This is a genomic window from Microbispora sp. NBC_01389 (genome assembly GCF_045040095.1).
In the GTDB taxonomy this organism is placed as follows: domain Bacteria; phylum Actinomycetota; class Actinomycetes; order Streptosporangiales; family Streptosporangiaceae; genus Microbispora.
Genome location: NZ_CP109552.1, coordinates 3569238 through 3595800, shown reverse-complemented (window position 1 = coordinate 3595800; position 26563 = coordinate 3569238). Strand labels below are relative to the sequence as shown.

23 protein-coding genes, 1 tRNA gene and 2 pseudogenes are annotated in these 26563 nt (G+C 71.7%); 14 read left to right on the top strand and 12 right to left on the bottom strand.

Annotated features, from left to right (window positions below):
- The first annotated feature begins 262 nt into the window (after positions 1 to 262).
- A complete protein-coding gene (locus OG344_RS16345) occupies positions 263 to 3154 on the top strand; it encodes a glycosyl hydrolase family 95 catalytic domain-containing protein (protein ID WP_405088947.1) in 2892 nt (963 codons plus the stop codon).
- Positions 3155 to 3261: 107 nt separating this feature from the next.
- On the opposite strand, the gene OG344_RS16340 is transcribed toward OG344_RS16345, so the two are convergent.
- Both OG344_RS16340 and OG344_RS16335 read right to left on the bottom strand, forming a co-directional pair.
- Positions 3262 to 3675 carry an RNA-binding S4 domain-containing protein gene (locus tag OG344_RS16340; RefSeq protein ID WP_405088946.1) on the bottom strand — a complete coding sequence of 138 codons (414 nt, stop codon included), beginning with the start codon at positions 3673 to 3675 and terminating at the stop codon, positions 3262 to 3264.
- Between the two features lie 149 nt (positions 3676 to 3824).
- A tRNA-Arg gene (locus OG344_RS16335) sits at positions 3825 to 3899 on the bottom strand.
- Between the two features lie 127 nt (positions 3900 to 4026).
- Between OG344_RS16335 and OG344_RS16330 the strand changes: the two genes are divergently transcribed.
- Positions 4027 to 4416 (top strand): response regulator, encoded by a 390-nt coding sequence (locus OG344_RS16330; RefSeq protein ID WP_327044122.1) that lies wholly within the window; start codon positions 4027 to 4029, stop codon positions 4414 to 4416.
- Between the two features lie 438 nt (positions 4417 to 4854).
- Positions 4855 to 5544, top strand: coding sequence for a DUF5666 domain-containing protein (locus OG344_RS16325; protein ID WP_405088945.1), 690 nt, complete (start codon positions 4855 to 4857; stop codon positions 5542 to 5544).
- Between the two features lie 49 nt (positions 5545 to 5593).
- Here OG344_RS16325 and OG344_RS16320 read toward each other — a convergent pair whose 3' ends face one another.
- The 3 genes and pseudogenes from OG344_RS16320 to tnpA all read right to left on the bottom strand — a co-directional run bounded on the left by OG344_RS16320 (position 5594) and on the right by tnpA (position 8296).
- Positions 5594 to 6994, bottom strand: coding sequence for a glycoside hydrolase family 16 protein (locus tag OG344_RS16320; RefSeq protein WP_327044118.1), 1401 nt, complete (start codon positions 6992 to 6994; stop codon positions 5594 to 5596).
- Positions 6995 to 7213: 219 nt separating this feature from the next.
- Positions 7214 to 7717, bottom strand: coding sequence for an anthrone oxygenase family protein (locus OG344_RS16315; protein ID WP_327044117.1), 504 nt, complete (start codon positions 7715 to 7717; stop codon positions 7214 to 7216).
- Between the two features lie 164 nt (positions 7718 to 7881).
- Positions 7882 to 8296 (bottom strand): annotated as a pseudogene (gene tnpA, locus OG344_RS16310) (IS200/IS605 family transposase).
- Positions 8297 to 8345: 49 nt separating this feature from the next.
- On the opposite strand from tnpA, the gene OG344_RS16305 reads away from it, so the two are divergent.
- A complete protein-coding gene (locus OG344_RS16305) occupies positions 8346 to 9611 on the top strand; it encodes an RNA-guided endonuclease InsQ/TnpB family protein (protein ID WP_405088944.1) in 1266 nt (421 codons plus the stop codon).
- Between the two features lie 59 nt (positions 9612 to 9670).
- Positions 9671 to 10618, top strand: coding sequence for a cupin domain-containing protein (locus OG344_RS16300; protein WP_405088943.1), 948 nt, complete (start codon positions 9671 to 9673; stop codon positions 10616 to 10618).
- A 71-nt stretch (positions 10619 to 10689) separates the two neighbouring features.
- Here the strand turns inward: OG344_RS16300 and OG344_RS16295 are convergent, their stop codons facing one another.
- Positions 10690 to 11103 carry a carbohydrate-binding protein gene (locus OG344_RS16295; protein ID WP_405089105.1) on the bottom strand — a complete coding sequence of 138 codons (414 nt, stop codon included), beginning with the start codon at positions 11101 to 11103 and terminating at the stop codon, positions 10690 to 10692.
- Between OG344_RS16295 and OG344_RS16290 the strand changes: the two genes are divergently transcribed.
- On the top strand, positions 11084 to 11404 hold the full coding sequence (locus OG344_RS16290) for a hypothetical protein (protein WP_405089104.1): 321 nt from the start codon (positions 11084 to 11086) through the stop codon (positions 11402 to 11404). The two genes, OG344_RS16295 and OG344_RS16290, sit on opposite strands and share 20 nt — an antisense overlap.
- Before the next feature lie 35 nt (positions 11405 to 11439).
- Here OG344_RS16290 and OG344_RS16285 read toward each other — a convergent pair.
- Positions 11440 to 12495, bottom strand: a pseudogene (locus OG344_RS16285) (glycosyl hydrolase); the annotation flags it as partial.
- Between the two features lie 1196 nt (positions 12496 to 13691).
- Here OG344_RS16285 and OG344_RS16280 point away from each other — a divergent pair.
- A complete protein-coding gene (locus OG344_RS16280; protein WP_405088942.1) occupies positions 13692 to 15092 on the top strand; it encodes a GH1 family beta-glucosidase in 1401 nt (466 codons plus the stop codon).
- A 24-nt stretch (positions 15093 to 15116) separates the two neighbouring features.
- Positions 15117 to 16112 (top strand): LacI family DNA-binding transcriptional regulator, encoded by a 996-nt coding sequence (locus OG344_RS16275; RefSeq protein WP_327044111.1) that lies wholly within the window; start codon positions 15117 to 15119, stop codon positions 16110 to 16112.
- A gap of 42 nt (positions 16113 to 16154) precedes the next feature.
- On the opposite strand, the gene OG344_RS16270 is transcribed toward OG344_RS16275, so the two are convergent.
- The gene (locus OG344_RS16270) at positions 16155 to 16493 is read right to left on the bottom strand and encodes a rhodanese-like domain-containing protein (RefSeq protein ID WP_405088941.1); all 339 of its coding nucleotides are present in this window, start codon (positions 16491 to 16493) and stop codon (positions 16155 to 16157) included.
- A gap of 36 nt (positions 16494 to 16529) precedes the next feature.
- On the opposite strand from OG344_RS16270, the gene OG344_RS16265 reads away from it, so the two are divergent.
- Together OG344_RS16265 and OG344_RS16260 are read left to right on the top strand one after the other, a co-directional pair.
- Complete coding sequence (locus tag OG344_RS16265) at positions 16530 to 17168, top strand: TetR/AcrR family transcriptional regulator (RefSeq protein ID WP_405088940.1); 639 nt, start codon at positions 16530 to 16532, stop codon at positions 17166 to 17168.
- A 348-nt stretch (positions 17169 to 17516) separates the two neighbouring features.
- On the top strand, positions 17517 to 17954 hold the full coding sequence (locus OG344_RS16260; protein WP_405088939.1) for a hypothetical protein: 438 nt from the start codon (positions 17517 to 17519) through the stop codon (positions 17952 to 17954).
- Positions 17955 to 18059: 105 nt separating this feature from the next.
- Here the strand turns inward: OG344_RS16260 and OG344_RS16255 are convergent, their stop codons facing one another.
- Positions 18060 to 19256 carry a hypothetical protein gene (locus OG344_RS16255; protein ID WP_405088938.1) on the bottom strand — a complete coding sequence of 399 codons (1197 nt, stop codon included), beginning with the start codon at positions 19254 to 19256 and terminating at the stop codon, positions 18060 to 18062.
- Positions 19257 to 19381: 125 nt separating this feature from the next.
- Between OG344_RS16255 and OG344_RS16250 the strand changes: the two genes are divergently transcribed.
- Together OG344_RS16250 and OG344_RS16245 are read left to right on the top strand one after the other, a co-directional pair.
- Complete coding sequence (locus tag OG344_RS16250) at positions 19382 to 20023, top strand: hypothetical protein (protein WP_405088937.1); 642 nt, start codon at positions 19382 to 19384, stop codon at positions 20021 to 20023.
- 129 nt (positions 20024 to 20152) lie between these two features.
- Positions 20153 to 21019, top strand: a complete 867-nt coding sequence (locus OG344_RS16245) for an alpha/beta fold hydrolase (protein WP_405088936.1) — start codon at positions 20153 to 20155, stop codon at positions 21017 to 21019.
- Between the two features lie 98 nt (positions 21020 to 21117).
- Here the strand turns inward: OG344_RS16245 and OG344_RS16240 are convergent, their stop codons facing one another.
- A complete protein-coding gene (locus tag OG344_RS16240; protein ID WP_405088935.1) occupies positions 21118 to 24330 on the bottom strand; it encodes a DUF4153 domain-containing protein in 3213 nt (1070 codons plus the stop codon).
- 28 nt (positions 24331 to 24358) lie between these two features.
- Positions 24359 to 25048, bottom strand: coding sequence for a response regulator transcription factor (locus OG344_RS16235; protein WP_405088934.1), 690 nt, complete (start codon positions 25046 to 25048; stop codon positions 24359 to 24361).
- Positions 25049 to 25241: 193 nt separating this feature from the next.
- On the opposite strand from OG344_RS16235, the gene OG344_RS16230 reads away from it, so the two are divergent.
- Together OG344_RS16230 and OG344_RS16225 are read left to right on the top strand one after the other, a co-directional pair.
- Positions 25242 to 25835: a hemerythrin domain-containing protein gene (locus tag OG344_RS16230; protein ID WP_405088933.1), complete on the top strand. Its 594-nt coding sequence runs from the start codon at positions 25242 to 25244 to the stop codon at positions 25833 to 25835.
- A gap of 96 nt (positions 25836 to 25931) precedes the next feature.
- Complete coding sequence (locus OG344_RS16225; protein ID WP_405088932.1) at positions 25932 to 26126, top strand: hypothetical protein; 195 nt, start codon at positions 25932 to 25934, stop codon at positions 26124 to 26126.
- Positions 26127 to 26215: 89 nt separating this feature from the next.
- On the opposite strand, the gene OG344_RS16220 is transcribed toward OG344_RS16225, so the two are convergent.
- Positions 26216 to 26560, bottom strand: a complete 345-nt coding sequence (locus OG344_RS16220) for a DUF3817 domain-containing protein (RefSeq protein ID WP_405088931.1) — start codon at positions 26558 to 26560, stop codon at positions 26216 to 26218.
- Positions 26561 to 26563: the final 3 nt, after the last annotated feature.

Genomic DNA, 26563 nt, shown 5'->3' with positions numbered 1-26563 from the left:
GAGGCAACCGGCGGCAGGCGCGCACCTCGCGGTCACGGTCCCGGCCCCCGCCCTTCCTGCCGCTGAAATTTTCACCGAGCTCCTGGCCACAGTTGATGACCGCCCTGGAACGGGGACCGAGATGACACGGCGTCCACGACGTTCCTTGACGCAAGACATAGGACGTCATACGTTGCGCCGGTACGTCATATTCATGGGATGTCTGGCGGCACAGGCGGTGCTCGGCCGCGACCATCCCCCCGGCTCGCCACCAGGAGCTTCGATGAACATGCCGCTGAACCGTCGACGCTTCATCGCCACCACGGCGGCGACCGTTGGCGCCGCCGCGCTTCCTTCGACGATCTTCTCTGGCCGGGCGGCCGCCGCCGTACCGCCGCAGGTGACGCTGCCGCAACGCGGCATCTACGACACGGCCGCCGCCGCCAACTGGACCGATGCCTTCCTGACCGGCAACGGCGAGTACGGGGCCATGCTCTACGGCGCGCCCACCCTGGAGAAGGTCGTCTTCACGCATCATCGGTTCGTGCTGCCCAACGGCACCCGCAACGTGACACCGCCGGTGCTGTCGAATCGGTTAGCGGGGGTCAGGGACAAGGCGCTCGCCGGTGACTTCAACGGTGCCACCGGCGACTTCACCTCCGGCTGGTCGCTGCGCTGGACTCAGACCTTCCATCCGGGCTACGAGCTGCGGATCAGCACCCCGGGGATGACGACTGCCGCCGACTACGCCCGGATCACCGATTTCCGGACCGGTGAGGTCACCTCCACCTGGACCGACAGCTACGGCGCGTGGACGCGCCGGGCCTTCGCCTCCCGAGCCGACCGGGTCATCGTCCACGAACTCACGGCCGCGCCGGGCCGGACGATCGACACCACGCTGAGCGTCAACACGGCCCTGAGCGGCGTGCCGGGGTCTGTCGGCTTCACCACCCTGGCCACGGCCGGCAACGGTGACGGATACCTGAACCTGCGGGGCACCTACCCCGCCGGGCAGGGGGCGTTCGGCTACGAGGGCGTCACCCGGGTGGTCGCGACCGGCGGTTCGGTACGGGTCAGCGGGTCGACCATCGTCGTGGCCGGGGCGACCAGACTCGTGCTGCTGACCAAACTCGACCGCTACGAATCATCCACCGCGTGGGACGCCAAACCCCTGCACACGGCGCTGGCCGCGCTGAGCGCCGACTACACGGCGCTGCTCGCGCGGCACACCGCCCTGCACACCCCGCTGTACGACCGTTCACGCCTCGACCTGAACGTGAGCGCCGCCGATCGGCAACTGTCGACCGGTGAGCTGATCGGCCGGCAGAACTCCAACCGCAACGTCATCGACCTCGCGTTGCTGGAGCGGATGTACGACTCCGGCCGTTACCTGTTCCTCAGTTCCAGCGGCGTCCTGCCGCCGCGGCTCACCGGCCTGTGGACGGGCGCCTGGGACGCGGCGTGGGCCGGCGACTTCACCACCGACGCCAACGTCAACTTCCAGGTCGCCGGCGGCAACATCCTGTCCCTCACCGAGGCCATGGACGGTTACTTCACCCTGATCCTCGGCCAGATCAATGACTGGCGCACCAACGCGAGAAACCTCTACGGCACCCGCGGCCTGCTCGCTCCCTCCCGTACGGACGGCGAGTACGGCAAGATGCTGCACTTCGACGGCGGGTTCCCCGGCCACACCTGGATCGGCGGCGCCGACTGGCTCCTCTATCCCCTGCTCGAGTACTACCAGGTCAGCGGTGACACCACCTTCTACCGCACCAAGCTCGCCCCGGTCCTGATCGAGCTCGCGTTGTTCTACGAGGACTTCCTCACCCGCACCGACGCGGGCGGCAAGGTCGTCTTCGTGCCGTGCTTCTCCATGGAGAACAGCCCGGGCAACACGGGCAGGCAACTGTCGATCAACGCGACCGGCGAGATCGCCGCGGGCCGGCACGCGCTGCAGGCCGCCGTCGACGCCGCCAACTTCCTCGGCACCGAGCAGGGCCAAGGCCAGGGCGTACAACGCTGGACCGCCCTGCTGGCCAAACTGCCCGACTATCGGATCAACGGCGACGGGGCGCTCGCGGAATGGTCGTGGCCCAGCCTGTCCGACCGGTACAACCACCGGCACGTACAGCACATGTATCCGGTCTGGCCGCTGCACGAGATCAACCCCGAGGACAAGCCCGACCTGATCCGGTACGCCAGCCGCGCCCTGGATCTGCGGGGGGACGAGGGAGGGGAGGCCCACGGGGCCATCCACCGCAGCCTCGCCCGGGCCCGGCTCAAGGACGGCGCCGGTGTGTACGGCAACCTGCGGAAGATCCTGGGCAACAACATGGTCTTCCGGTCGTTGATGACCTCGCACAACCCGAACCTGTCGATCTACAACGCCGACGCCGCCAACTCGCTGCCCGCGATCGTCGCCGAGGCGTTGGTCTACTCCAGGCCCGGCGTCCTGGAGTTGCTGCCCGCGCTGCCCGACCAGTTCGCCAAGGGCGCGATCACCGGCGTACGCGGCCGCAACCGCATCCGGATCGATTCGCTCACCTGGGACGTCGTCGCCCGGACCGTCACCGCCACCGTCGTCTCCGACATCACCCAGACCGTGACGCTCATCTGCCGGCGCGGGATCGCCTCCGTGACCACCAGCGCGGGCGTCGCCGCCTCGCCGCTGGGCAACCATGCCCGGCAGGTGTCGCTCACCGCGGGCACGACGACCCAGATCACCGTCGAGCTGGGCGCCGGCGGCCCGGCTTCCAGCGTCGTCCGCCTGGTCAACCGCAACAGCGGCAAGGTGCTGGACGTCTACGGCGGCTCCACCGCCGACGGCGCGACCGTCGTCCAGTGGCCCTGGAAGGGCGGGGCCAACCAGCAGTGGCGGATGACACAGAACTCCGACGGCTCGTTCCGGCTGGTCAGTCTCGGCAGCGGCAAGGCTCTCACCAGCCCGAACGCCAACCAGGGCACCGCCCTTGTCCAGACGACCGACACCAACGGCGCGAACCAGCGGTGGAAACTCGTCCCCGCCACCACGAGCGGCTACCACCGGCTCGTCAACGTCGGCAACGGACTGTGCGCGGACGTCGAAGGGGGCTCCACAGCCGACGGCGCCCGGGTCATCCAATGGGCCGCCAACGGCGGCGTCAATCAGGAATGGCAGGTCGTCACCGTGTGACCCCGGGAGCCCGGCCGCGCTCCTCCGCACTCCCCCGCGAGCTCTCCGCGGCCAGGCCGGAGGTGACCGTGTCCCCCTGCGCCCGCAGCGCAGCGATCACCGAATGTTCACTCCGGGTGAGCCTGGCGGTCCCGGCCCTCCACCACCGGGCGCCCGAGCAGCTTGTCGATGCTGCGGCGCTCGCGTTTGGTGGGGCGTCCCGCGCCACGGGCCCGGACGGCCACCGTCACCGCCTCCTCGCGCGGAGGAGGCGGAGGGCTCTTGTCGACGTAGCACTCGGCGGCCACAGCGGCGCCGACGCGCTTGGTGATGACGCGGGAGACGACCACGATGCGTTCGCGCCCCTCGTGCCGCAGCCGGACCTCGTCGCCGACCCGGACGACATGCGCGGGCTTGACCCGCACCCCGTTGACCCGGACGTGACCACCCCGGCAGGCGTCGGACGCGATCGAACGAGTCCTGGTCAGCCGTACCGACCAGATCCAGATGTCCACCCGCGCACTCACCTGCTCACCCGGCACCCCGCCACTGTACTGAGACCGGCACGCGGCAGGCGTGCGAGCCGACGACAACGAGATCGACCAGGACTCTCGCAAGACAGCAAGATCGCAGCAGTCGTACGATATGAAAAAGACCAGCTCACACAGAATGTGTGGAGCTGGTCTTGGTCTGGTGCCCCCTGTAGGATTCGAACCTACGCACCCGGCTCCGGAGGCCGGTGCTCTATCCCCTGAGCTAAGGGGGCTCAACCGCTGACAAGGCTACCAGTACTCCGATGCGGTTCGTGACACCATTACGGCCGCCGGAGATTCGGACGGGCGGATCAGCGAAAACCGCACGCCCACCCCTCCTCATTGGCTAACTTGGCGCCCGTGGGTGAGCTTCTGGGACGCGTGCTGGTGGTGGATGACGACGAGGTCATCCGGCAGCTCATTACGGTCAACCTGACCCTTGAGGGATTCGAGGTCGAGACCGCGTACGACGGGCAGAACTGCCTGGACCGGGTGCGCGAGGTCGCTCCCGACGTCGTCACGCTCGACGTGATGATGCCGCGCATGGACGGCTGGGAGACGGCGACCAGGCTCCGCCAGGATCCGGGCACCCAGCACATCAAGGTCATGCTGATCACGGCCCGCGCCCAGGAGGACGACCGCAGGCGGGGGTACGACATCGGCGTGCACGCCTATCTCACCAAGCCCTTCGACCCCGCCGAGCTGATCCAGACCGTACGGGACCTCGCCGGAAGCCCCCGGCCGCTCTGACCATCGCCCGATGCTGATCGTGGACATGCTCGCCGGGGCCGTCTGACCGCGGGTCGTATTCCGGCAATTGCCTCTGGACGATGGCTTTACCGGTCACGCGGTGACCGCCGTACTCGATGGGGTAGGGCGGCGAGGGGATCCGAGGGCGGGCCGACCGGCACGGACCGGCGGCTGACCGGACGGATCCTGGGGGGCCCGGCCAGGTGTGCCGGGCGGCCTCTCGGTTCAACCTCGTGCGCCGCCGTGCGATGGGACGGGCGCCGCACACGCGCGCCGGGACACCGGCCGCGCCGGCCTTTCATCACGCCGGCCTTTCACCACGGGCACATCCGCCCGTGTCCGGGCACATCAAAGCCACGTCGGCCACTTCGTACCCGCGCCGCGCCCGTACGCGCGTGGCCTGCGGCTCCTGATGGCCGAGCAGAGGGAGCAGTTCCGATGACCAGTCCCGAATTCCGCGGGAACGCGGAGGAGAAGCCACCGACACCACCGCGAGGAAAACGGCCTCGTCTTCTCCTCGGTGTCGCCGCGGCGCTCACGCTCGCCACCGGCGCTGGCCTCGCCACGGCCAACGCTCCGGGCGACCACGCGCCGTCCCGCGCCATACAGGCCGGCCAGGCCGGCCAGGCGGAGCACGCCGCACAGGCGCCATCCGGCCCGATCAAGTTCAATCCAGCCCAGTTCGGGCTGACGGAGCTCGCCCTGCTCCAGCAGGGGCAGCCACAGCCCGGGCGGCCCGGCCAGGACGACTACCAGACCTTCACCAGCCAAACGGGCGCGGTGGACTCGGTGCAGAGCGACTCCATCTCGGTCGGCGGACGGGCCTACGCCGTGGACGAGTCGACCAGGGTCGTCGCCGACTCCAAGGGATTACAGGGCATCCAGCAGGGTGACCAGGTGTGGGTGATCGGCACGCCCGGGGACAGTCCGCGTGCGGTCCTGATCGCGGACGCCAGCCGGCCGCCGCTGCCAGGTCATGCCGGAGGTGGCCCGGGGGCGCCGTCCCCGCCCGGCGCTCCCGGCGCTCCCGGCGCTCCCGGCGCGACGCCGGAGCGGTCGCCCGGCGGCTCCGCTCCCGCCACACCCAGCGAGACGGAGTCACCCGAGACCGTCCAGCCGACCGGCTGACGAGGCGAGCACGGGCGGGGACCCGCGACAGGATCCCCGCCCGCACCGGTCAGGACGTGGCGAACGTGAACCAGTTGAGGTTGACGAAGTCGGCCGGCTGGCCGCTGCTGAAGGTCAGGTAGACCGTGTGCGTGCCGGTGACGCCGGTGATGTTGGCCGGGATGGTCTGCCAGCTCTGCCACCCGCCGGTGTTGCCGACGGCGAAGTCGCCGATCGGGGTGGCCGTCGGGCTGTCAAGCCGCACCTGAATCAGGCCGCTCACGCCGGCCGCCGCACCGGAGGCGACCCGCGCCCTGAACTGCCGCGCCGCCGTCGAGCCGAAGTTCACCTTGTCGTACCGCAGCCAGTCGCCGTTGCCGATGTAGGCGACGTTCTGCCCGCCGCCGGCGTCCTGCGTCGTCTCAAGCTGCGTGCCGCTCTGCGCCTGGTACGCCTCGGCCTGGATGGTCGAGCGCGCGTCCACGCCGCCCGACGGCGGGTTGCTCGGGGTTGCCGACGGCGAGGGGTTGCTCCCGCCGCCGCTCTGCCAGACCGCGACGTAGTCGACCAGCATCGGCCGCCCGGAGACGGTGGCCGAGGTCGGCGTGGAGAACCCGGCGACCCCGTTGGGGAACCCGCCACCGACGGCCACGTTCAGCAGCAGGAAGTAACCCGCGTGGGACGTCATGTTCGACCAGGTGGTGGCGTCGAGCTGACTCTGGCTCACGCTGAGGAACTGCTGGCCGTCGACGTACCACCGCAGCTGGTTGGGGCTGACGCTGCGGTCCCACTCGAAGCGGTAGGTGTGGAACGCCGACTGGCAGGACGAGCCCGGGCACGCCCGGCTCGTGCCGAGGCCGTTGGTCTCGTTGCACGGCCCGCCGGGGTTCACCCCGCAGTGGAGGGTGCCCCAGACGGAGTTGACGCCGTTGACGTTCTCCATGATGTCGAGCTCGCCGATGGACGGCCAGTTCTGGTAGTTGCCGCGGTACGGCGAGCCCAGCGCCCAGAACGCCGGCCAGTAGCCCAGGGCGGCGTTGCCGGTGACGTTCGGCATCTGGATGCGGCCCTCGATGCGCAGGACGCGCCCGTCGGCGGGCTTGAAGTCCGAGCGGCGCGTCTCGATGCGGGCGGAGGTCCAGTTCTGGCCGCTGCCGATCGGGGTGATGCGCAGGTTGCCGCCGCCGTCCAGGCTGAGGTTCGCCGGGTCGGCCGTGTAGTTCTGGATCTCACCTGTTCCCCAGTTGCCCGGGCCTCCGGGGTACGCATGGCCGGTGTCGATGATCCAGTTACTGGACGACGGCGGCGATCCCGACGAACCGTCGAAGTCGTCGGACCAGACGAGCGACCAGCCGGACGGCGTCGCGGGCACCGACGCGTCGGCGGGCCGTACGGCGAGGGCCGCGACCGCGGCGGTGGCGGCGAGCAGCGCCACCATCGAGCGCCGCCATGGGGAGTGGAGCACACGCATGAGTACCTCTCTCCTTAGTCCGGTCGTCGCGGCGAGGGGATGGGGGGTGCGACCGCGGACCACTTGAGCGCCACTTTCCCCCCGGAATCTCACTCGCGTCAAGAGGATCTGTGAAATCTGAGAGAGCGTTCTCTTCCCTTTAAGGCTCACATAACGGCGTTGGGCGAGAGCGCTCTCTGTCGACACGAGCGGCGCTGCGACGAACGGGAGCGCGCCCTGTCAGGAGCCCCGGCCCCAGCGGTGGACGCCGTACCCCATCAACAGCAGGCTGACCGCGCCGGCCGCGGCCCGCCAGGTGTTCCAGGTGGTCCACCGGGCCGCGTAGTCCGACCAGATCCTGGCCGCCTCCGCCGGGTCGCCGTGGACCGCCACGGCGGCGAGGGCGTCGTTCATCGGCACGTTCACCGCGGCCGTCGGCAGGATCACACCGACGGCGTACACCCCGGCGGCCGCGAAGAAGGGCCACGCCGCGCCCGGGCCGGAGCGGGTCAGCAGCAGGGCACCGGTCCCGGCGGCGGCGACCGGGGCGAGGACGAACGCCGCCAGGAACACCGGGTTCTGGATCCTGGCGTTGACGGCGTTCATCGCGTCGATCGCCGAGGAGGCCGGGACCGCGTTCAGGCCCGGCATGACGCCGGCCGAGAACCCGAAGAAGGTGCCCGCCATCCCGGCGGTCATGAGCATGGAGAGGGCGGCGGAGGCGGCGGCCGGAAGGGAGATCATGATGCTCAGTCAACCGGCGGAGGACACCGGGCGACATGGCCGACGATCTCGACCCCATACGCGGCCGTCTACCGGAATGCGGGCCAGTGCTCCGGCCTTCAGGCCGGGGGTGGAGGCCCGCGCGGGAGTGCCCGCTAGGGCGCGAACGTGCTTTCACCCGCAGGTCACGGTGGGCGTTGCCGCTGCTCGATGTGCTGCTTGAGTACCGTGAGCGGTGCACCGCCGACTGAGCCGGCGAAGTAGGACTTCGGACCAGAAGTGTCCACCCCTCAGGTACTTGCGGACATGCGCGCTGTGTTCCTTGCGGAGTATCCGCGCCGAGACGCCCTTCAGTGGGTTGACGAGTGTGGACAGGGCGACCTTCGGCGGGTGGTGGATCAGTGGGTGGACGTGGTCGAGTTCGCCGTTGAACTCCCGACGTTCGACCTCGAAGTCGGCGCGCACCTCGCGCATGAGTTCCTCGCATCGGGTCGGCATCGGGTCGGTGAAGGCCCCACGCCGGTACTTCGTCACGCACACCACGTGGGCGTGGAGGGTGTGGACACCACGGCGTTCGATGCGTACATCGGGGTCACTCAGGGTGTGGATTCCATCACGATGACATAAACCAGAGGGATACGATCAGGGCGTGGAGGTGACCAGGCAGGCTCGTGCGCACGTGGCGCGACTCGACCTGAGCACGGCCCAGGTGGCGGTGCTGGACGGTCAGGCGCACACCGTCCGCGCGCTGTGGAACCTGCTGCACGAGTACGTCACCTTCCGGCAGGGCCGGTTTCCGACGGTGAAGGAGTGCGACACCGCGATCCGGCAGGCCCGCCGGGAGATCGACTGGATGGGGCGGCTGCCCGCCCAGGCAGCGCAAGCGGTGCTGAAAACCTACCGGCAGGCGTGGGCGAACTTCTTCGATCCCGGCCACCCCGCCAAACGGCCCACGTTCAAGAGCCGGTCGCGGACCCGGTTGGCGGTGGATGTCCCCCAGGGGCGGGACCTGAACATCACGCGGCTGAACCGGCGGTGGGGCGCGGTCAACCTGCCCAAGGTCGGGCGGGTCCGCTTCCGCTGGACGAGGGACCTGCCCGGCGTCACCAGGGGCGGCCCGGCCGGGCGGATCACCGGAGCCCGGCTGGTCAAGGACGCCTTCGGGTGGCACATCGTGTTCCGGACCGAACGCCAGGTGCCTGCCCCGGCCGCCCACCCCGGCCCCGTGGCAGGGGTCGATCGGGGAATCGCCGTCGCCCTGGCGTTGTCGGACGGCACCATGCGCGAGCACGGGCCCTGGCTGCGCGACGGCGAGAAACAACGCCTGCGCCGACTGGAGAAGAAGTCCGCCCGGCAGCGCCGCACTCGCACTCCCGGCCGGCCCACGTCCAAACGGCTGGCCCGCACCTACGACCGGATCGCCCGGCTCCGCGCGACAGCCAAGCGCCGAGCCGTGAACTGGCAGCACCAGACCACCACCGAACTCGCGCGCACCTACGGCGTGGTCGTGGTGGAAGACCTGCAGATCACGAACATGGCCCGCACTGCCACGGGCACGATCAAACGGCCCGGCCGGAACGTGCGGCAGAAGGCCGGGCTGAACCGCGCCATCACCGGGCAGGCATGGGGCCGCACCGTCACCCTGCTGGAGTACAAAACCCGTGATCGCGGCGGCCTGATGGTGAAGGTGCCCGCCCCGGGCACATCGCAGACCTGCCACCAATGCGGCCACCGCGACCCGGCGGCCCGGAACGGGATCAGGTACGCCTGCGTCAACCCCGCGTGCGGGTGGGCCGGGCACGCCGACACCAACGCCGCGATCAACATACGCAACGCCGCAGGAACCGCGGTGTCAGGACGTGGAGACCTCGGGGCTGCCCGGTCCGCGAAGCGTCAACCCCCGCACGCCGCCTGACCGCGACACGACGGGAGAATCTCCGGCCTTCAGGCTAGAGAGGAGTTCAAGATCTGGCTGTGGACGCGCTCGCCGACCTCCTCGACGGGCCCCGGGCGCGCGGGGCCTTCCTGCTGCGGGCGACGCTGCGCCCGCCCTGGTCCGTACGGATCCGGGACGAGGCGCCGCTGTGCCTGGTGGCGATGCTCCGCGACCAGGCGTGGATCACCCCGGACGGGGACCGGGCCGTACGGATCTCGCCCGGCGACGTGGCGGTCGTGCGCGGGCCGGGTCACTACACGGTCGCCGACGACCCGGCGACGCCGCCACAGGTCGTGATCCATCCCGGGCAGGTCTGCACCACGCCGGACGGCCGCGGCCTGTCGGCGGAGATGGACCTGGGCACACGCGGCTGGGGCAACGACGCCGGCGGCTCGGCCGTGCTGCTCGTCGGCGCCTACCAGACGCGCGGCGCGGTCACCGGCCGGCTGCTGGCGGCGCTGCCCACGCTGCTGGTGCTGCCCGGCGACTCCTGGGACGGCTCCCTCGTCGCGCTGCTCGGCCGCGAGATCGGCAGGGACGAACCGGGTCAGGAGGTGGTGCTCGACCGCCTGCTCGACCTGCTGCTGATCGGCGTGCTGCGCGCCTGGTTCTCCCGGCCGGACGCGGCGCCCCCGGGGTGGTACCGCGCGCACGGCGACCCGGTGGTGGGGCCCGCGCTGCGGATGCTGCACGCCGAGCCGGCCCGCTCCTGGACGGTCGCCGAACTGGCCGGCCGGGCGGGAGTCTCCCGCGCCGCGCTCGCGCAGCGGTTCGGCAGGCTGGTCGGCGAGCCGCCGATGACCTACCTGACCGGGCTGCGGCTGGCGCTGGCGGCCGACCTGCTGCGTGAGACGGACGCGACGCTGGAGACCGTCGCCCGGCAGGTGGGGTACGGCACCGCCTTCGCGCTGAGCACGGCCTTCAAGCGGGAACACGGCGTGAGCCCCCAGCGCTACCGGGAGAGCCTGCGCCCCTCCGCCGGTTGACAGGCCTCGGTGGGCGGCACGACGCTCGGGACGTGCCGCCCACCGCGGGCCGTTCGCAGGCGGGCCGTTCGTCAGGACGTGGCGAACGTGAACCAGTTGAGGTTGACGAAGTCGGCCGGCTGGCCGCTGCTGAAGGTCAGGTAGACGGTGTGCCTGCCGGTGACACCCGTGATGTTCGCCGGGATCGTCTGCCAGGCCTGCCATCCGCCCGTGTTGCCGACCGCGAAGTCGCCGATCGGGGCGGCGGTGAGGCTGTCGAGCCGCACCTGCACCAGGCCGCTCGCCCCGCCCGCCGCGCCGGAGGCGACCCGCGCCCTGAACTGCCGCGCCGCCGTCGAGCCGAAGTCGACGTTGTCGTACCGCAGCCAGTCGCCGTTGCCGATGTAGGCGACGTTCTGCCCGCCACCGGCGTCCTGCGTCGTCTCCACCTGCGTGCCGCTCTGCGCCTGGTACGCCTCGGCCTGGATGGTCGAGCGCGCGTCCACCCCACCGGTAGACGGAGAGGGCGATGGAGAGGGTGACGGAGACGGCGAACGTGACGGGGACGGCGACGGGGAAGGCGAGGGTGACGGTGACGGTGACGGGGAGGACGACGTGCCCGCGCTGGTCGTGGTGGACCGGGCCGGGACGGTCAGCGTCCTGCCGTCCGAGAACGTGACGACCCTCGCCGACGAGCCGAAGTTGTGCGCGACGTACGTCCGCGCCGAGCCGTTCACGAACACGGCGGCGGTCGGGCTGTCGGCGGTCACGCCGGGGTCGACCACCCCCATCCTGGCTAGATTGTAGATCCAGTGGTAGACGTGCGCGAGCGACTCCCCCGATTCGGGCGTCAGGGTCGTGTATCCGGCGTCCCACGCGCTCCTGGCCGCGGCCGGGTCGGCGAGCGCCCGGAACTCCCAGATGACGTCCTTCCACTCGACCGCCGGGCCGCCGTTGTTCGCCTCCATCTCCGACAGGTTCTGCTTCACGTCGGCCTGGTACAGCCCGTGGTAGAGCGACCCGCCGGTGACCGGCAGCACGTTGATCCCGTGGATCTCCTCGGGGTTGGCGGTCCACCAGGTGGAGTAGGCCGCGCCGGAGCCCCAGATCATGCCCGCCGTGTCGTGCCGGAACGCGGCCGGGAAGACCGCGTCGTCCTTGTCGAACCAGTACTGCGCGATGGCCGACGTCTGGGTCGTGTGGAGGTAGACGCCGAGGTCGCGCAGGGCCGTGTCCCCCGTCGCCGCGCCGAGGAGGATCGCCCCGGCCGCGAAGTTCATCGCCTCCGACGACGACTCCTCGTTGTTGCCCGCCGCGAAGCCCTGGTGCCCGGACGCCCAGCCGTTGCCGGCGTACGGGTCGAAGTTGCGCAGGAACGGGAACCGGGTCTCCGACCTGTCCCAGTTGTTCGCGTCGGCGGCCAGCAGCCTGGCCATCGGCGCCCAGCTCGCCGCCCAGGCCGCGTCGTACCTCGCCACGGTCGCGGCGGCCATCAGGTAGTAGCCGTAGTGGAAGTGGTGGTCGTTGACCTCGGTGTCGCTGCCGTACGAGGCGGGGTAGCCGGTGAGCACGCCCCAGGTGGAGTCGTACCGGAACTGCTCGGCGCCCCCGGCGGTGAACCAGCTCTCCAGCTCGCCCTTGAGCAGCCCGAGCAGCCGGTCGCGGGAGGTCGTGTCGCCGAGTTGGTCGGCGATCGGCACGAGCTGGGCGAGGCGGCCGAGCGCCTTGCCGGTCCAGTAGGTGTCGGTCGCGCCCTTCCACGGGTCGGTGGCGTTCGCCTCCTGCCTGACGTACGTCCCGAGCCTCGTCCTGTCGTACGCCCCGAGGTCGGGCAGCGACGGCAGCACGCCGTGGAACGTCTCGGCTGTGGTGAACGACGTGCCCTCGCGCAGCTTCATCGTGCCGCGCGGCGAGACGTACGTGTACGACGTCAGCGGGCTGCTCGTGGCCAGCCACTGGTGGCGGTAGAGCGCCAGCAGCGTGCCGGTCTGGCTGCCCTCCCTGGCCGTGGTGGTCGCCGTGTAGGTGGTGGTGAGCCGCGCCGACGGTTCGTCGTACGACCAGGTCACCTTCGTCCCCGTGACGAAGCTGAACGCGTACTTCGCGAACAGGTCGAGCGTCGAGGCGGACGCGTCGGGCAGCACGGCGACCGAGAAGTAGTTCCGCCCGCCGAGCGCGTCGGTCGCGACCGTGCCGCCGATGCTCCAGTCGGTGCCGGACGGCCCGAAGATCCCGTAGTGGTGGCCGTTGACGGTGACGCCGAGGACGTTGCCCCGGTCGGCCCAGACCGCCGGCGTCGCCACGAACGTGACCCGGGCGTCGCCGCCGCTCGGCGTCGCATAGACGTACGGCAGGCCGTGCCCGATGGTGGCCCTGAGCGAGCGCGCGCCGTCCGACCAGTACGGCGTGACGGTCCAGTCGGACCAGTCGTCCACCTTTGTGTCGGGCGAGTTGAGGCCGGTGACGCCCAGCGTGAGGTCGCGCGCGTGCGGGAACTCGTACTGCCGCCCGTCGGAGCTGATCAGCGGGGTGGTGGGATAGCTGATCTCCAGCCCGCCGGCCACCGCGTGGAAGGCCAGCGGGTGGCCGTACATGTTCTCGGAGTACGGGTTTCCGGCGTACCGCTGGAAGGCGAGCGACGACCACCAGTCGTTGGTGGGCACCTTGCGGGTGACGTTCGAGGTGACCTTGGGCGTGACCGGGGCGCCGTCGGAGTTGGCGGGCCCGCTCGCCCCGGCGGGCAGGTCGGTGGTGTAGCCGCCCGCCCCGACGGGCACGGTGGCGGCGCCGGCGGGCGCGGCCGGGAGGATGGGCAGAGACAGGGTGAGGGCGGTCAGGACCGCGAGGCCGAGGGCTCTGAGGGGGCGGGTTCTGAGGGGACGAGATGGCATGGGCGACCTCCGCTGGGGGGTTCAGCGACTTCGGGAGGCGTTCCGGGATCCGGCGACGCGACCCGGCGGCGCTTCTGGAAGCGCTCTCAGCGTGGCTGACGCTAGGCGTGCTGAAATAGGCTGTCAACGCGTGAAGAAAGTTTCATGGCGAGTGCGAGAGCGCTCTCTTCTGTTGGAGGAATCGTGCAGGGAGCTGTGCAGGGTTGACCACCGAGACCACGACCACGGAGACCACGACCACCGAGACCACGACCACGCCGGGCGCACTCGTCTTTCCCGACGGCTTCGTCTGGGGAGCCGCCACCGCCGCCTACCAGATCGAGGGCGCCGCCGCCGAGGACGGCCGGGCCCCCTCGATCTGGGACACGTTCTCGAAGGCGCCGGGCAACGTCGCCGACGGCCACACCGGCGACGTCGCCTGCGACCACTACCACCGCTACGCCGACGACGTCCGGCTGATGGCCGGCCTGGGCCTGGCGGCCTACCGGTTCTCGGTGGCCTGGCCGCGGGTCATGCCCACCGGGGCGGGCACGGTGAACGCCGCCGGTCTCGGCTTCTACGACCGCCTGGTGGACGAACTGCTCGCCCACGGCATCACGCCGTACGTGACGCTGTATCACTGGGACCTGCCGCAGGCGCTGGAGGACGCGGGCGGCTGGGCCGCACGCGACACCGCCGCGCGCTTCGCCGACTACGCCGCGGTCGTCCACGGGCGGCTCGGCGACCGCGTACGGACCTGGACGACGCTGAACGAGCCGTGGGTCGCGGCCTTCCTCGGCTACTGCTCCGGCGAGCACGCGCCGGGCCGGCGCGATCCGGCCGCCGCGTTCCGCGCCGCCCACCACCTGCTGCTCGGCCACGGCCTGGCGGCGCGGGCCCTGCGCGCGGCCGGCGCCGCCGAGATCGCGCTCACCCTCAACCTCTCGCCCATGATCCAGACGGACGGCGGCGAGAGCGAGGCGAAGGTCGTGGACGGGCTGCTGAACCGGCAGTTCCTCGACCCGGCCCTCCGCGGGAGCTACCCGGAGGACGTGCTGGAGATCGCCGCGCGCCACGGCGGCCTCGGCCACATCCGGGACGGCGACCTGGAGGCCATCCACCAGCCGATCGACCTGCTCGGCGTCAACTACTACAACCCGACCTTCGTGTCGGCGGCGCCCGGCGAGCCCGCCGCCCCGCCCTTCCCCGGCAGCGAGGGCGTCCGGTTCGATCCGCCGCCCGGCGCGACGACCGCGATGGGCTGGCCCATCGACCCCGCCGGCCTGGAGACCCTGCTCGTACGGCTGTCGCGCGACTACCCCGACGTCGGGCTGATCATCACCGAGAACGGCGCGGCCTTCGACGACCGGCTCACCGGTGACGCCGTACACGACGACGACCGCGTCGCCTTCCTCGACGGCCACCTGCGGGCGGCGCACGCCGCGATCGCCGCGGGAGCGGACCTCAGGGGTTATCTCGTATGGTCACTGCTGGACAATTTCGAGTGGGCCTACGGCTACCACAAGAGGTTCGGCATCGTGTACGTCGACTACGAGACCCAGCGGCGCGTGCCCAAGGACAGCGCGCTGTGGTATCGCGACGTCGTCAGGCGCAACGGGTTGTAGAGGACCGATGAAACAGGGTGACGCATGAAACGACCCACGCTGGAGGCGGTCGCGGCGCGGGCGGGAGTGTCCCGCGCGACCGTCTCCCGGGTCGTCAACGGGCAGCTGACGGTGACCCCGCAGATCAGGGATGCCGTCATGCGCGCCGTCGACGAGATGGGATACGTGCCCAACTCGGCGGCGCGCAGCCTCGTCACCCAGCGGACGGACTCGGTCGCGCTGGTCGTGTCGGAGCCGCCGACCCGGGTCTTCTCCGAGGACCCGATGTTCTCCACCGTCATCCGGTCGGCCAGCCTCGAACTGGAGGCCGCCGACAGGCAGGTCGTGCTGATGCTCGCCGGCTCTCCCAAGAGCCACGCGAGGATCGAGCGCTACGTCGCCGGCGGCCACGTCGACGGGGTCATGCTGATCTCCATGCACGGCGCCGACCCGCTGCCGGCCGCCCTCGCGCGGATGGGCGTCCCCGTCGTCTCGTACGGCAGGCCGGCCGTCCCCGTGCCCCTGCCGTACGTGGACAACGACAACGTGGGCGGCGCCGAGAAGGCGGTGCGCCACCTGCTGGACCGCGGCCGGCGGCGCATCGCCACGATCGCCGGCCCGCAGGACATGATCGGCGGCCAGGACCGGCTCACGGGCTACCGCGACGCGCTGCGCGACTCCGACCGCCGCTCGATCGTCGCCGTCGGCGACTTCACCCGGCAGTCCGGCGCCGTCGCCATGCGCCACCTGCTCCAGGACGACCCGCACCTCGACGCCGTGTTCGTGGCCAACGACCTCATGGCGATCGGGGCGCTGCAGGCCCTGCGCCAGGCGGGCCGCCGGGTGCCGGACGACGTGGCGGTCGTCGGCTTCGACGACATCGAGGCGGCCCGCTACACCGAGCCGCCGCTCACCACGATCAGGCACCCGGTCAGCGAGCAGGCCGCCGCGATGGTCCGGCTGCTGCTCGGCCTCCTGCGAGGCGGCCCGGCCGCCTCGGTGGTCCTCCCCACCGAGCTCGTCGTCCGCGACTCCGCCTGAGCCCTCCGGAACGGTCAGGACCCCGTGGTCAGGACCCTGTGGTCAGGACGCCGTGGTGAGGGACTCCACCGGCAGGCCGGCCTCGACCCAGTCCTGGATGCCTTCCCGATACTTGCGCACGTCGGTGTATCCGAGCGCGCTCAGCCGGTTGGCCACGGCCTGGCTGTTGGGGCAGGAGGGGTTCGAGCAGTAGGTGACGATCGGGGCGTTCCTGTCCGGGAGCAGTTCGGCGGCCCGCTCGGCCACCTCCGCCTCCGTGAGCGAAATCGCTCCCGGAAGGTGCTGCTGGGCGTAGTAGTCGCCGCCCAGCGCGTCGACGACGGTGACGGCCCCGGTGTCGATCGCGGCCTTGAGCTCGTCCCTGCTGATGAGCGCGGTCATTGCGTCCTCCGATTAACTGGACTACAGTCCGTTTCTGTGAACAGCTCAGAAATTACCGGACCGCAGTCCGGTTCGTCAAGAGACCTCACCTCCCTGCTGGCCGACCCGCCCCGCGAACGTGCCGACGCCGCCCGCAACCGGCGACGGGTGCAGGAGGCGGCGGCGAAGCTGTTCCGCGAGCACGGGGTCGAGGACGTCTCGATGGACGCGGTGGCGGCGGAGGCCGGGGTGGGCAAGGGCACGCTGTTCCGCCGGTTCGGGGACAAGTCGGGGCTCGTGGCGGCCCTGCTCGACGACAAGGAACGGGACCTGCAGGAGCGCATCCTGTCCGGGCCGCCGCCTCTGGGGCCCGGCGCCTCGGCGGGCGATCGGGTGCGGGCGTTCGTCGCGGCCTACGCCGACTACCTCGTCGAATACCTCGATCTGCTGCGCGTCTCCGAGACCGCGAGCCCCGGAGCCAGGTATCGGATCGGCGCCTACCGTTTCTGGCACCGCCACCTCGCGATCCTGCTCGCCGAGGCACGCCCCGGCGCGGACGCCGACTACCTCGCCCACGCGCTGCTCGCCCCGCTCGCCGCCGAGCACGTCACCGCCGTGCTGCGCGAGTGCGACGCGGCGCGGGTCACCGCAGGTCTCGCCACCCTCGCCGACGCCCTGGTCTCAGACCGGCCGTAGCACCCCGCCTGGGCCCGGCGCGCCCGGCGTTGCTCACCGTCCGGCGCGGCAGATGTGGCAGCCTTGCTCACACAAAGCTGTGCCCCGGCTGCGTACCGTAGCAGAGGCAAAACCGGGGCCTATGTCACTCAGAGTAGCACAGGGGGTACGGGCGCGAAATGGAGGAGGCCGAGGCCATACGGCTGCGGGAGGTGCTGTCGGTCGCCCGTATCACTGAGTACGAGGCACTGTGTGACGGGCAGACCAGAGCCGCGCTACGCCTGCACTGCTGGAACACCGAGATCTGCGCGGCGTTCTACGGCTGCAGTACCTGGAGGCGCGCTGCGCAGCGCCCTCAGCCGTGAACTCGTGAGGCTTTTTCAGCGCACCGACTGGTGGGAGGAGGCCGACCTGCACTTCGGCGCCCAGCGCAAGATCAGTGAGGTCCGCGATCAACTGCGCAGGCAAGGCCGTACGGCCACCCCCGAGCAGATCGAGAACGAACTGCCTTTCGGCTTCTGGGCCTCCCTGCTCGGCCCCGGCAACAACTACGACCAACGCCTTTGGCGTACAGCCCTGCACCGGGCCTTCCCCGGCTACCGAGGCGGACGCAGGGAACTGCACCGCTATCTCGACCACCTACGCGTGCTACGCAACAAGATCGCTCACCACTGCCCGATCCACCACCGCCACCTGCAGGCCGACCATCAGACCATCCTGCAGTGCCTCGGCTACATCGACGCAGACCTCGTGGGCTGGGTCGACCGCTACAGCCGCGTGCCCGGCGTTCTCGCCTGCCGACCGTGACCCTTGCGAGGGAGGTCCGCACCCGGGTAAGAGGATGCTCACCGCAGCGCGAGCAGCTTGTCGGCCGGGCGGGCGATCGGCCGGGCCGGCGCCTCGGTTCGGGCTTCAGGCGAGCGCGCCGGGGATGCGGGCGAGCGCGTCGAAGGAGGCCAGGCCGTACGCGTGGAAGTCGGCGGCGCCGGCCCCGGCCGTACGGGCGGCGCGGACCTTGGCCGCGAGCCGGTCGGCCGAGTCGGTGTCGGGGGCGCCCGGTCGCAGCACGACGCGCAGTTCGGGGTTCTTGCCGATCGAACGCCGGTAGGCGGCGACGTCGTCGGCGATCCGGGCGGGGTCCCGGGCGTAGCCGAGGACCGCGAACGACGGGACGATGTCGCCGAGCGCCACCAGGTCGATCCCGAGCTGCCAGGAGTCGTGCGCGGCCAGGCCGGCCGAGGGCAGCCCGTGGGCGTAGCCCTTCGCCGCTCCCGTCGCGTCCGTGAACGTCAGCCGCGCGCCCTCCGCCGCGACTGCGGCCGCGACCTCTCCCACCAGCGAGGTGACGCTCTCGGAGCGGGCCCGCGCGTACGCCACCGCCTCCGGGCCGGCGTAGGCCGTCAGCGCCGCCCGCGTGACCTCGCCCTCCGCCGGGGAATCGCCGTCCAGCACGCCCCCGACGATCCTCGCGCACTCCTGCCTCGCCGTCTCGGCGTTCACCCCGAGGTCGGCGGCCCGGCTCATGCAGTGGGGGCAGAAGCACAGGCCGAACAGGAAGGCGTCCATCGGGCCGAGCGGCACCGAGCACCGCTCATAGCCGAAGGGCGCGAAGTGCAGCGCCTCGGCCACGACCGTGTCCACCCCCTGCCGGGCGACGGCCCGGGCCAGCGCCACCGCGTACGCCCGCACGTCGGGGTGCGCGGGACACAGGTCCGCCGGAGCGCCGCGGTCGCCGAAGCAGTTCTCCACCGTCACATCGGGGCAGGCCAGGCCGATCGCGGCGTTGCGCAGGAAGACCGTCCAGCCGTGCAGCCGCATCCCCCGTTCGGCGCAGGCCGCGCGCAGTTCCTCCACCGGCCGGTCCTCGGCCCCCGGCTGCACGGGCGGAGCCAGGCGCAGCCCGCCGAACAGGTCCTCCGGCGGAGGGAAGTGGACGCCGTCACCGCGCAGCGTCAGCCGCGTGGCGCCGTGCGGGGTGACGTCCCTGGCCTGGTGATAGGCCGCGGCCACCGCGACGCCGCGCACGCCGTACGTGGAGGCCCGGTCGAGCAACCCGCGCACGCCCTCGGCGCGCAGGTCCTCGACGAAGACGTACAGAGCGCTGTCCATCGATCAGCGGCCCCCCTCGCCCTCTCCAGACCACCTCGGTGGATCGTACTGGACACCGTCCCGGGAGTAGACTCGCGCCCTCGCACCGATGATCACAGCATCGATGATCACAGAGGGGACCGGGCATGAGCGGTGACCCACGGCTCGAACGGGCCGGAACCCTCTACGAGCGGGCCGTCTTCGGCGGGGACGCCTCGGCTCTCACCGACGCCGATCGGGAGCTGGACGCGGTCGAGGCCGATCTCGCCCTGGCGCGCGGGCGGATCGTCCACGCGCGGTTCCTGGAGAGCGGCGAGGAGGACCCTCGCGAGCCGGACCTGTTCGAGCGCGCCGCCGATCTCTACCGGCGGCTCGGCGACCTGCGCGGCGAGGGCGAGGCGCTCTTCTGGATCGGCTGCTTCCAGCAGGTGGTACGGCGCGACCACGAGGCGGCCGGGGCCGCGTTGCGGCGCTCGTACGAACTCGCCGAGGCGACCGGCGACACGCTGACGATGTCGTACGCGCTCAGGCACCTGGGCGTCGCCGAGCACCTGGCCGGACGGCTGGAGCCGGCGCGGGAGCTTCTGGAGGAGTCGGCGCGGCTGCGCCGGGAGATCGGTTTCCAGCCGGGCGTCGCCGCCAACCTGGTCGGGCTGGCCTACATCGCCGCCGCGCAGAACCGCGGAGAGGACGCCCTGCGGCTGCTCGGCGAGGCGGCCCGGCTCGCCGAGGAGAGCGGCGCCGAGGGCGTCGCGCGGCAGGTCGCGGAGGCCCGCGCGGCCGTGTGACGGCCGGAGCGCCCCGATTCGCCGACCGGGTTCCATTCGATGACGTGTTCGATATAGGCTGTGACCGGCCGTGATGGAGAGCTGTCGCTTCCGCCGGTCCGATCCCACCTGCCGTAGAGGAGCGAGCACGTGACCGACCCCAGGACGCACACCCTTGAGGTGCCCGGCTGCACACTGCACTACGACGTGCGCGAGGCCTGGGAGAGCGACGCGCCGATCCTGCTGATGATCGGGTCGCCGATGGACGCGCGGGGGTTCACCGCCCTGGCCGGGCACTTCGAGGATCGCACGGTGGTGACCTACGACCCCCGCGGGATCGGGCGGAGCGTCCGGACCGACGGCGCCGCCGAGTCGACGCCCGAGCTGCACGCCGACGACCTGCACCGGCTGATCGACGCGCTCGGCGGCGGGCCGGTGGACGTCTTCGCCAGCAGCGGCGGCGCGGTCAACGGGCTCGCGCTCGTGGCCCGGCATCCGGAGCAGGTGCACACACTCGTGGCGCACGAGCCCCCCACCGCCCAGGTGCTGCCCGACCGGGAGCGGGCGCTCGCCGCCGTCGCCGACATCCGGCAGACGTACGACAAGGAGGGCTTCGGCCCGGCGATGGTGAAGTTCATCGCGGTCGTCGGCCACCAGGGCGATATCCCGGCGGACTTCGCCGACCAGCCCAGGCCGAACCCGGCCGAGTTCGGGCTGCCAGCCGAGGACGACGGCACCCGCGACGACCCGCTGTTCGCGCAGAACCTCGTGACCTGCACCCACTACGAGCCCGACTTCGAGGCGCTGCGCGCGGCCGGCACCCGCGTCGTCCTCGGTGTCGGCGTCGAGTCGGCGGGGCAGCTGGCGTACCGCGCGGGCGTGGCGGTGGCCGAGCGGCTCGGCACCGAGCCCGTGACGTTCCCCGGCAACCACGGCGGGTTCCTCGACGACACGTTCGGCGCGCCGGGCGACCCGGACAACTTCGCCGTCACACTGCGCCAGGTCCTCACCGGCTGAACCACGGGCCGGTCATATCGGTGCCGGTCATATCGGTGCCGGTCATATCGGGGTCAGTCGTATCGGGGTCAGTCGTATCGGGGTCAGTCGTATCGGGGTCAGTCGTAGGCGTATCCGCGGTCGGAGACCGGGCAGTCGCCGCCCGGCAGCACCGGCCGCTTCGCCAGCACCTCGCGGGCGCGGGCGCGGGCGAGGTTCCAGTCGTTCCAGGAGTCCGGCCGGTCGAGCCGGTTGGCCGCCACGACGTCCCGCAGCACGCAACTGCGGTCGGGCTCGGGCAGCCGGTCCAGGATCGGCACGGCCTCCGCGCCAAGGTCACCCAGGTAGCCGTGGTCGAGCCGCGCCACTCCCCGGATCGTGAGCTGGGTCTCGGCCACCCGCGCGTCGGGGTCCCAGACCGCGAACGCCAGCAGCGACACCCCGGTGAGCAGCACCAGCCCGCGGAAGAACCACCCGGCGCCGCCGCCGGCCAGGCGGACCACCCCGGCCACCGGCACCAGCACGAACACCGCGCCGAGCCACCAGATCGTCGCCTCCACCGAGGCCCGCAGCCGCGACAGGCCGTACGCGTCGGTGTAGAGGCCGAGACGGTGCAGCGCAGACGCGAGGACGACGAGCGTGAACGCGCACAGCAGGCCGAGCAGCGCGGCGAGCAGCCGGCGGTCGGCCCGGCTCTGCCGGCGCAGCAGCGCGACCGTGCCCGCGACGACGCCGAGCACGAAGACGCTGACCGTGACGAGTTCGAAGAAGCCTGACCTGGCATACTCCGCGTAGGTGAGGCCCGCCGTCGACAGCACCCTGCGGCTTCCGCCGAACAACACCGTGATCTGCACGGCCACGAACGCCGCGAACAGCAGGTTCAGCCCGATCAGCGGGATCATCCACACCTGACGGCCGAGGGAGATCCGCAGGTCGGGCGGGGCGGGCTCGGCCACCGGACGCAGTCCCACCAGCGCCGCCGCCACGGCCAGCACCGCGAACACGCAGAACACGAAGATCCGGTACGGCAGGTCCCAGGCCCAGTCGGGCGTCCGCAGCAGGTCGCCCACGAACGCCGAGAAGACGGCGTCGGCCGAGGCGAACAGCAGGCCGAAGACGGCCAGGAGCACGACGGTGACGGCGGCGCCGGCCAGGGTGGGCAGCACGCGGCTACGCCGGGCCAGATCCCGGACCGGCCCGGCCAGGAACCACGGCACCGGCAGCATCGCGAAGACGACCGAGATCCCTCCCCTGATCACCCCGAGCCAGCCCCGCCCGCCGCCGGACAGCGCGAGCGACCCCACGGCGAACGCCGCCAGCAGCACCGGCGCGACCAGCCATTCCGCGTCGCGGAAGAGGGCCACGGCGACCAGCGCGTACGCCAGGAGGCCGAGGGCCACCGTCCACGGGGTGAGCCGGCCGCGCCGCCGCGGCAGCACCGCCGGGAAGGCCGCCGCCCCCAGCGCCACCGCCGTCAGCACGGAACCGAGCCCGGCCGACGCGTACGGCAGGGCGATGGCCGCGACCAGGCCGGCCGCCGCTCCGGCCGGCAACAGCCACCGGGGCGCGTCCGGCAGATCCGGCCTGGGGAAGAGTGGGGGTGGCACGTACGCGGGCGCCTCGCTCCACGGTGCCTCCTCCCGCTGCGTCTCCTCCTGCTGCGTCTCCTCCTGCTGCGTCTCCCCCGGCGTCCTCTGCGGTGCCCCGGCGTACCGGTGGACCGGGGACGAGCCGAAAGCGGCGCCCGCCGCCGCGCCGCCGACGGTGAACAGCAGGATCGCGGCGGCGCCCAGCAGCCCCTCGCCGTACACCCCGAGGACGGCCGCCGCGATCAGCCCGGCGAGGAACCCTCCCACCATGCCGAGGCCCGCGCCGAGAGCGGCCCGTGCGGACCGCCCGTGCCGGACCTGGGCGAGCGCGGCGTACGGCCAGGCCCCCGGCGGATCGGCCCGCGGGCCGACATCCGAGCCGGCAGGCGGACCGGTAGCCGAGTCGGCAGGCGGATCCGCGGGCCCGTGCTCCGTGGGCACGGCCGGGACCACGCCGTGCCGCTCCGCGTGACCGGTCACGGTCGTCCCGCGCTCCACCCCCCCATCCGTGAGCACGTCCACACGCCCAGGCTCCGGAAGCCCGGTGTCCGGGAGTGTTGCGGGGACACCGGGCATCCTCAGCGCCTCGGCGGGGGGAGCCGGCAGAGCGGCTTCCTCGTGCTGGTCTCCGGGACGGCCCCCGCCGGCCTGCTTGGCGTTCATGGTTCCCCTTCGCTCACCGGCGTGGAGGGGCGCGTCCGGGCCCTCCCCGGTCGCCGGGTCTCTGTGCCGTGGCAACGCGACGACCATCCGGCAGCCCCCGGCCGGTCGGTGACCGTTCACGGCCGCCGGCGGCGGGTCGGCCACGGTGATCGTCCCTCCGTGCAACTCGGCGATCTCCCTGGCGATCGCGAGACCGAGCCCCGCGCCGCCCGCGTCGGCGGCCCGCCCGGCGTCGAGCCGGGAGAAGCGCTCGAACACCCGGGCCCGCTCCCTCGGCGGGATGCCGGGGCCGTCGTCGACCACGCTGATCTCCAGGGCCAGCCCGGCGGCCCGCGTCTCCACCCGGACCCGCCCGCCCGGCGGGCTGTGCCGTACGGCGTTGTCGAGCAGGTTGGCCAGCACCTGCGCGAGCAGGGCCGGGTCGGCGGCGAGGACGGTCCCCGGCGGCACCGCGCTTTCCACGGTCACGTCGTCACGCGCGATCGACGCCTCCGAGACCGCCTGACGGCACAGCGACGCGAGGTCGAGGTTCTCCGGTTCGATCAGGCGCGCCCCCGAGTCGAGCCGCGACAGGTCGAGAAGCTGGGCCACGAGACGGCCCAGCCGCTGCGTCTGGGCGAGGGCCGTGCCCAGGGTGTCGAGGTCGGGCGGTGACACGCCGTCGACGACGTTCTCCAGCACCGCCTGCAGACCGGCGATCGGGGTGCGCAGCTCATGGCTGACGTTGGCCACCAGGTCGCGCCGCTGCCGGTCGACCTCCGCGAGATCGGTCGCCATCGCGTTGAAGGCGCGGGCCAGTTCGCCCACCTCGTCGCGGGAGGTCGCCGTCACCCGCAGGCCGTACCGGCCCTTGGCGATCGTCTGCGCGGCGGCGGCCATCTCGCGCAGCGGCCGGATCATGCCCCGGGCGAGGAACTGCACCATGACCATCGCGAGGGCGACGGCGATCGCGATCCTCAGGTCGCGGGTCAGGCCGGAGTTGATGCCCACCTCGTTGACGACGAACGCCGCGACCACGGCGAGCACGATCACGATCCCGAGCTTGACCTTGATCCGGCCGAGGAAGTCGAGCGGCCTCATCGGGTGGCTCTTTCTTTCGCGGCGCGCGTCACGGGCGGACGAGCGCGTAGCCGACACCGTGGACGGTGCGGACGACCTCGGACCCGAGCTTGCGGCGCAGGGCGCGGATGTGGCTGTCCACGGTCCGGGTCGCGGCGGCCTCGGAGAAGCCCCAGATGTCCGAGAGCAGCCGCTCCCGCTCGAAGACCTGGCCGGGGCGCTCGGCGAGGCGCCGCAGCAGATCGAACTCGGTACGGGTGAGCTGCGCCTCGGTGCCCCGGACGAACACGCGGCGCTCGGCCGTGTTGATCTCGACCTCGCCGATCCGGATCACCGTCTCCTCCTGGGCCAGCAGGCCCGCCCGCTCCACCCGCCGCAGCAGCGCGTGGATGCGGGCGACGAGTTCCCGCATGCTGAAGGGCTTGGTGATGTAGTCGTCGGCGCCCACGCCGAGGCCGACCAGCACGTCGGTCTCCTCGCCGAGCGCGGTCAGCATGAGCACCGGCACCGGACGGGCCGCCTGCATCCTCCGGCAGACCTCCAGGCCGTCCAGGCCGGGCAGCAGCCGGTCGAGGACCACCAGGTCGGGCTCGGCCTTCGCGTAGGCCGCGAGCGCCGCCTCGCCGTCGCCCGCCACCCGCACGTCGAACCCCTCCGCGAGGAGCCTGAGGCGTACGGCGTTCGCGATGGTCTGGTCGTCCTCGACCACGAGCACACGGCGTTGCTGGGGGAAGGCCATGCACGAAGCGTAGGACCCGCCTGTGCAGAAGGGCCGTCCGCGACTGTGCAGATCCCGTGCAGCGCACCGCCGCGGATCCCGTGCGGCACAGCGCGATCCCGTGTGACCTGCGGCGGTATCCGCGCCGATTCCGCCGGTCGTGGTTTCGGGTCCAGGTTCCGGGTAGCCCGGATATGACCAGGAAGGAGGCGCTATGGACCGCCAGACAAGGCCGGAGACCATGCGGGAGAACGACGTGATCGATCTCCTGATCCAGCAGCACGCCCTCATCCGGGAGCTGTTCGACGAGGTGGACAGATGCCGCGGGAAGGAGCGCAAGGAGGCCTTCAGCCGCCTCGCCCGCATGCTCGCCGTGCACGAGACGGCCGAGGAGGAGATCGTTCATCCCTACGCCCGGCGCAAGCTGGTCGGCGGGGACGCGATCGTGGACAACCGGCTGCAGGAGGAGGAAGAGGCGAAGGAACTGCTCTGCCGTCTCGACGAGATGGACGCGACGGCGCCGGGGTTCACCCAGGAGCTGGAGCGGCTCAGGGCCGCCGTGTTCGCGCACGCCGCCGCCGAGGAGCGCTACGAGTTCTCCGAGTTGAAGGCGTGTACGTCCGAGGGCCAGCGCAGGGCGATGGCCGTGGGGGTCAGGGCCGCGGAGGCCGTCGCGCCCACGCACCCGCATCCGGGGGTCACCTCGCCGGCCGAGAACATCCTGATGGGCCCCCCGCTGGCGATCATGGATCGTGCCCGCGACCTGATCCGCAAGGCGATGGGCAAGCCCGAGTCCGGCGAGGGCTGAGCGCGGGCCGCGCGTGCGGAACTCGCCGCCCGCCCCGGGCGTTGTCCAGGCGACGCGGACGATCCCCCATCGGGGATCCACACGAAAGGCCTGACGATGTCGCCACTGGGCAAGTACTACGTGGGCGCGGCGGTGGTGGCCGTGCTGGTGTTCATCCTGCCGGTGCCGGCGCTCCTGGCCTGGCTGATCACGGTCGGCGTGCTGGGCGCCCCGGTCGTCGCCTACTTCATGCTCGACGAGTCGCAGCGGGCACGCCTCAAGCGCATCCGGCGCCGCCAGATCGGCGGCTAGAACCGGCTTCTACAGCCGGCTGGAGCCCCGGCGCCGGAAGGTCCTGGCCGCCGCCCCCACGGGCCGCGCGGCCGGGATTCCGCACGCCCTCACGAGGTGGCGGCGATCGTCCTGCGGGTCCGCTCGGTGACGCTCCGCTCCAGCACGAAGGACAGGAACGGGATCGTGCCCGCCACGAGCACGAGCAGCATGTAGCCGAGCGACCAGCGCGCCTTGATCAGGCCCAGGTTGATCGCGGCCACCAGGTAGACCATGTAGAGGAAGCCGTGGATCGGCCCGACCACCGCGACCATCGTGCCGTTGTCGAAGCCGTACTTGACGACCATGCCGACACAGAGCACGAGCAGCATGACGCCGACGACGTACGCCATGACGCGGTAGAAGTTGAGCGCGGACTCCACGTCGATCAACACCTCTGCTGGGGAAACGGTCACCAC

What these genes read in the sequence shown, in the direction of transcription:
- OG344_RS16240 (WP_405088935.1), bottom strand. Translation starts at nt 24,330, where the DNA reads ATGAGGCCGCTCGACTTCCTCGGCCGGATCAAGGTCAAGCTCGGGATC.
- OG344_RS16230 (WP_405088933.1), top strand. Translation starts at nt 25,242, where the DNA reads ATGGACCGCCAGACAAGGCCGGAGACCATGCGGGAGAACGACGTGATC.
- OG344_RS16270 (WP_405088941.1), bottom strand. Translation starts at nt 16,493, where the DNA reads ATGACCGCGCTCATCAGCAGGGACGAGCTCAAGGCCGCGATCGACACC.
- OG344_RS16325 (WP_405088945.1), top strand. Translation starts at nt 4,855, where the DNA reads ATGACCAGTCCCGAATTCCGCGGGAACGCGGAGGAGAAGCCACCGACA.
- OG344_RS16290 (WP_405089104.1), top strand. Translation starts at nt 11,084, where the DNA reads ATGGTCGAGCGCGCGTCCACCCCACCGGTAGACGGAGAGGGCGATGGA.
- OG344_RS16345 (WP_405088947.1), top strand. Translation starts at nt 263, where the DNA reads ATGAACATGCCGCTGAACCGTCGACGCTTCATCGCCACCACGGCGGCG.
- OG344_RS16235 (WP_405088934.1), bottom strand. Translation starts at nt 25,048, where the DNA reads ATGGCCTTCCCCCAGCAACGCCGTGTGCTCGTGGTCGAGGACGACCAG.
- OG344_RS16320 (WP_327044118.1), bottom strand. Translation starts at nt 6,994, where the DNA reads ATGCGTGTGCTCCACTCCCCATGGCGGCGCTCGATGGTGGCGCTGCTC.
- OG344_RS16225 (WP_405088932.1), top strand. Translation starts at nt 25,932, where the DNA reads ATGTCGCCACTGGGCAAGTACTACGTGGGCGCGGCGGTGGTGGCCGTG.
- OG344_RS16255 (WP_405088938.1), bottom strand. Translation starts at nt 19,256, where the DNA reads ATGGACAGCGCTCTGTACGTCTTCGTCGAGGACCTGCGCGCCGAGGGC.
- OG344_RS16315 (WP_327044117.1), bottom strand. Translation starts at nt 7,717, where the DNA reads ATGATCTCCCTTCCGGCCGCCGCCTCCGCCGCCCTCTCCATGCTCATG.
- OG344_RS16275 (WP_327044111.1), top strand. Translation starts at nt 15,117, where the DNA reads ATGAAACGACCCACGCTGGAGGCGGTCGCGGCGCGGGCGGGAGTGTCC.
- OG344_RS16250 (WP_405088937.1), top strand. Translation starts at nt 19,382, where the DNA reads ATGAGCGGTGACCCACGGCTCGAACGGGCCGGAACCCTCTACGAGCGG.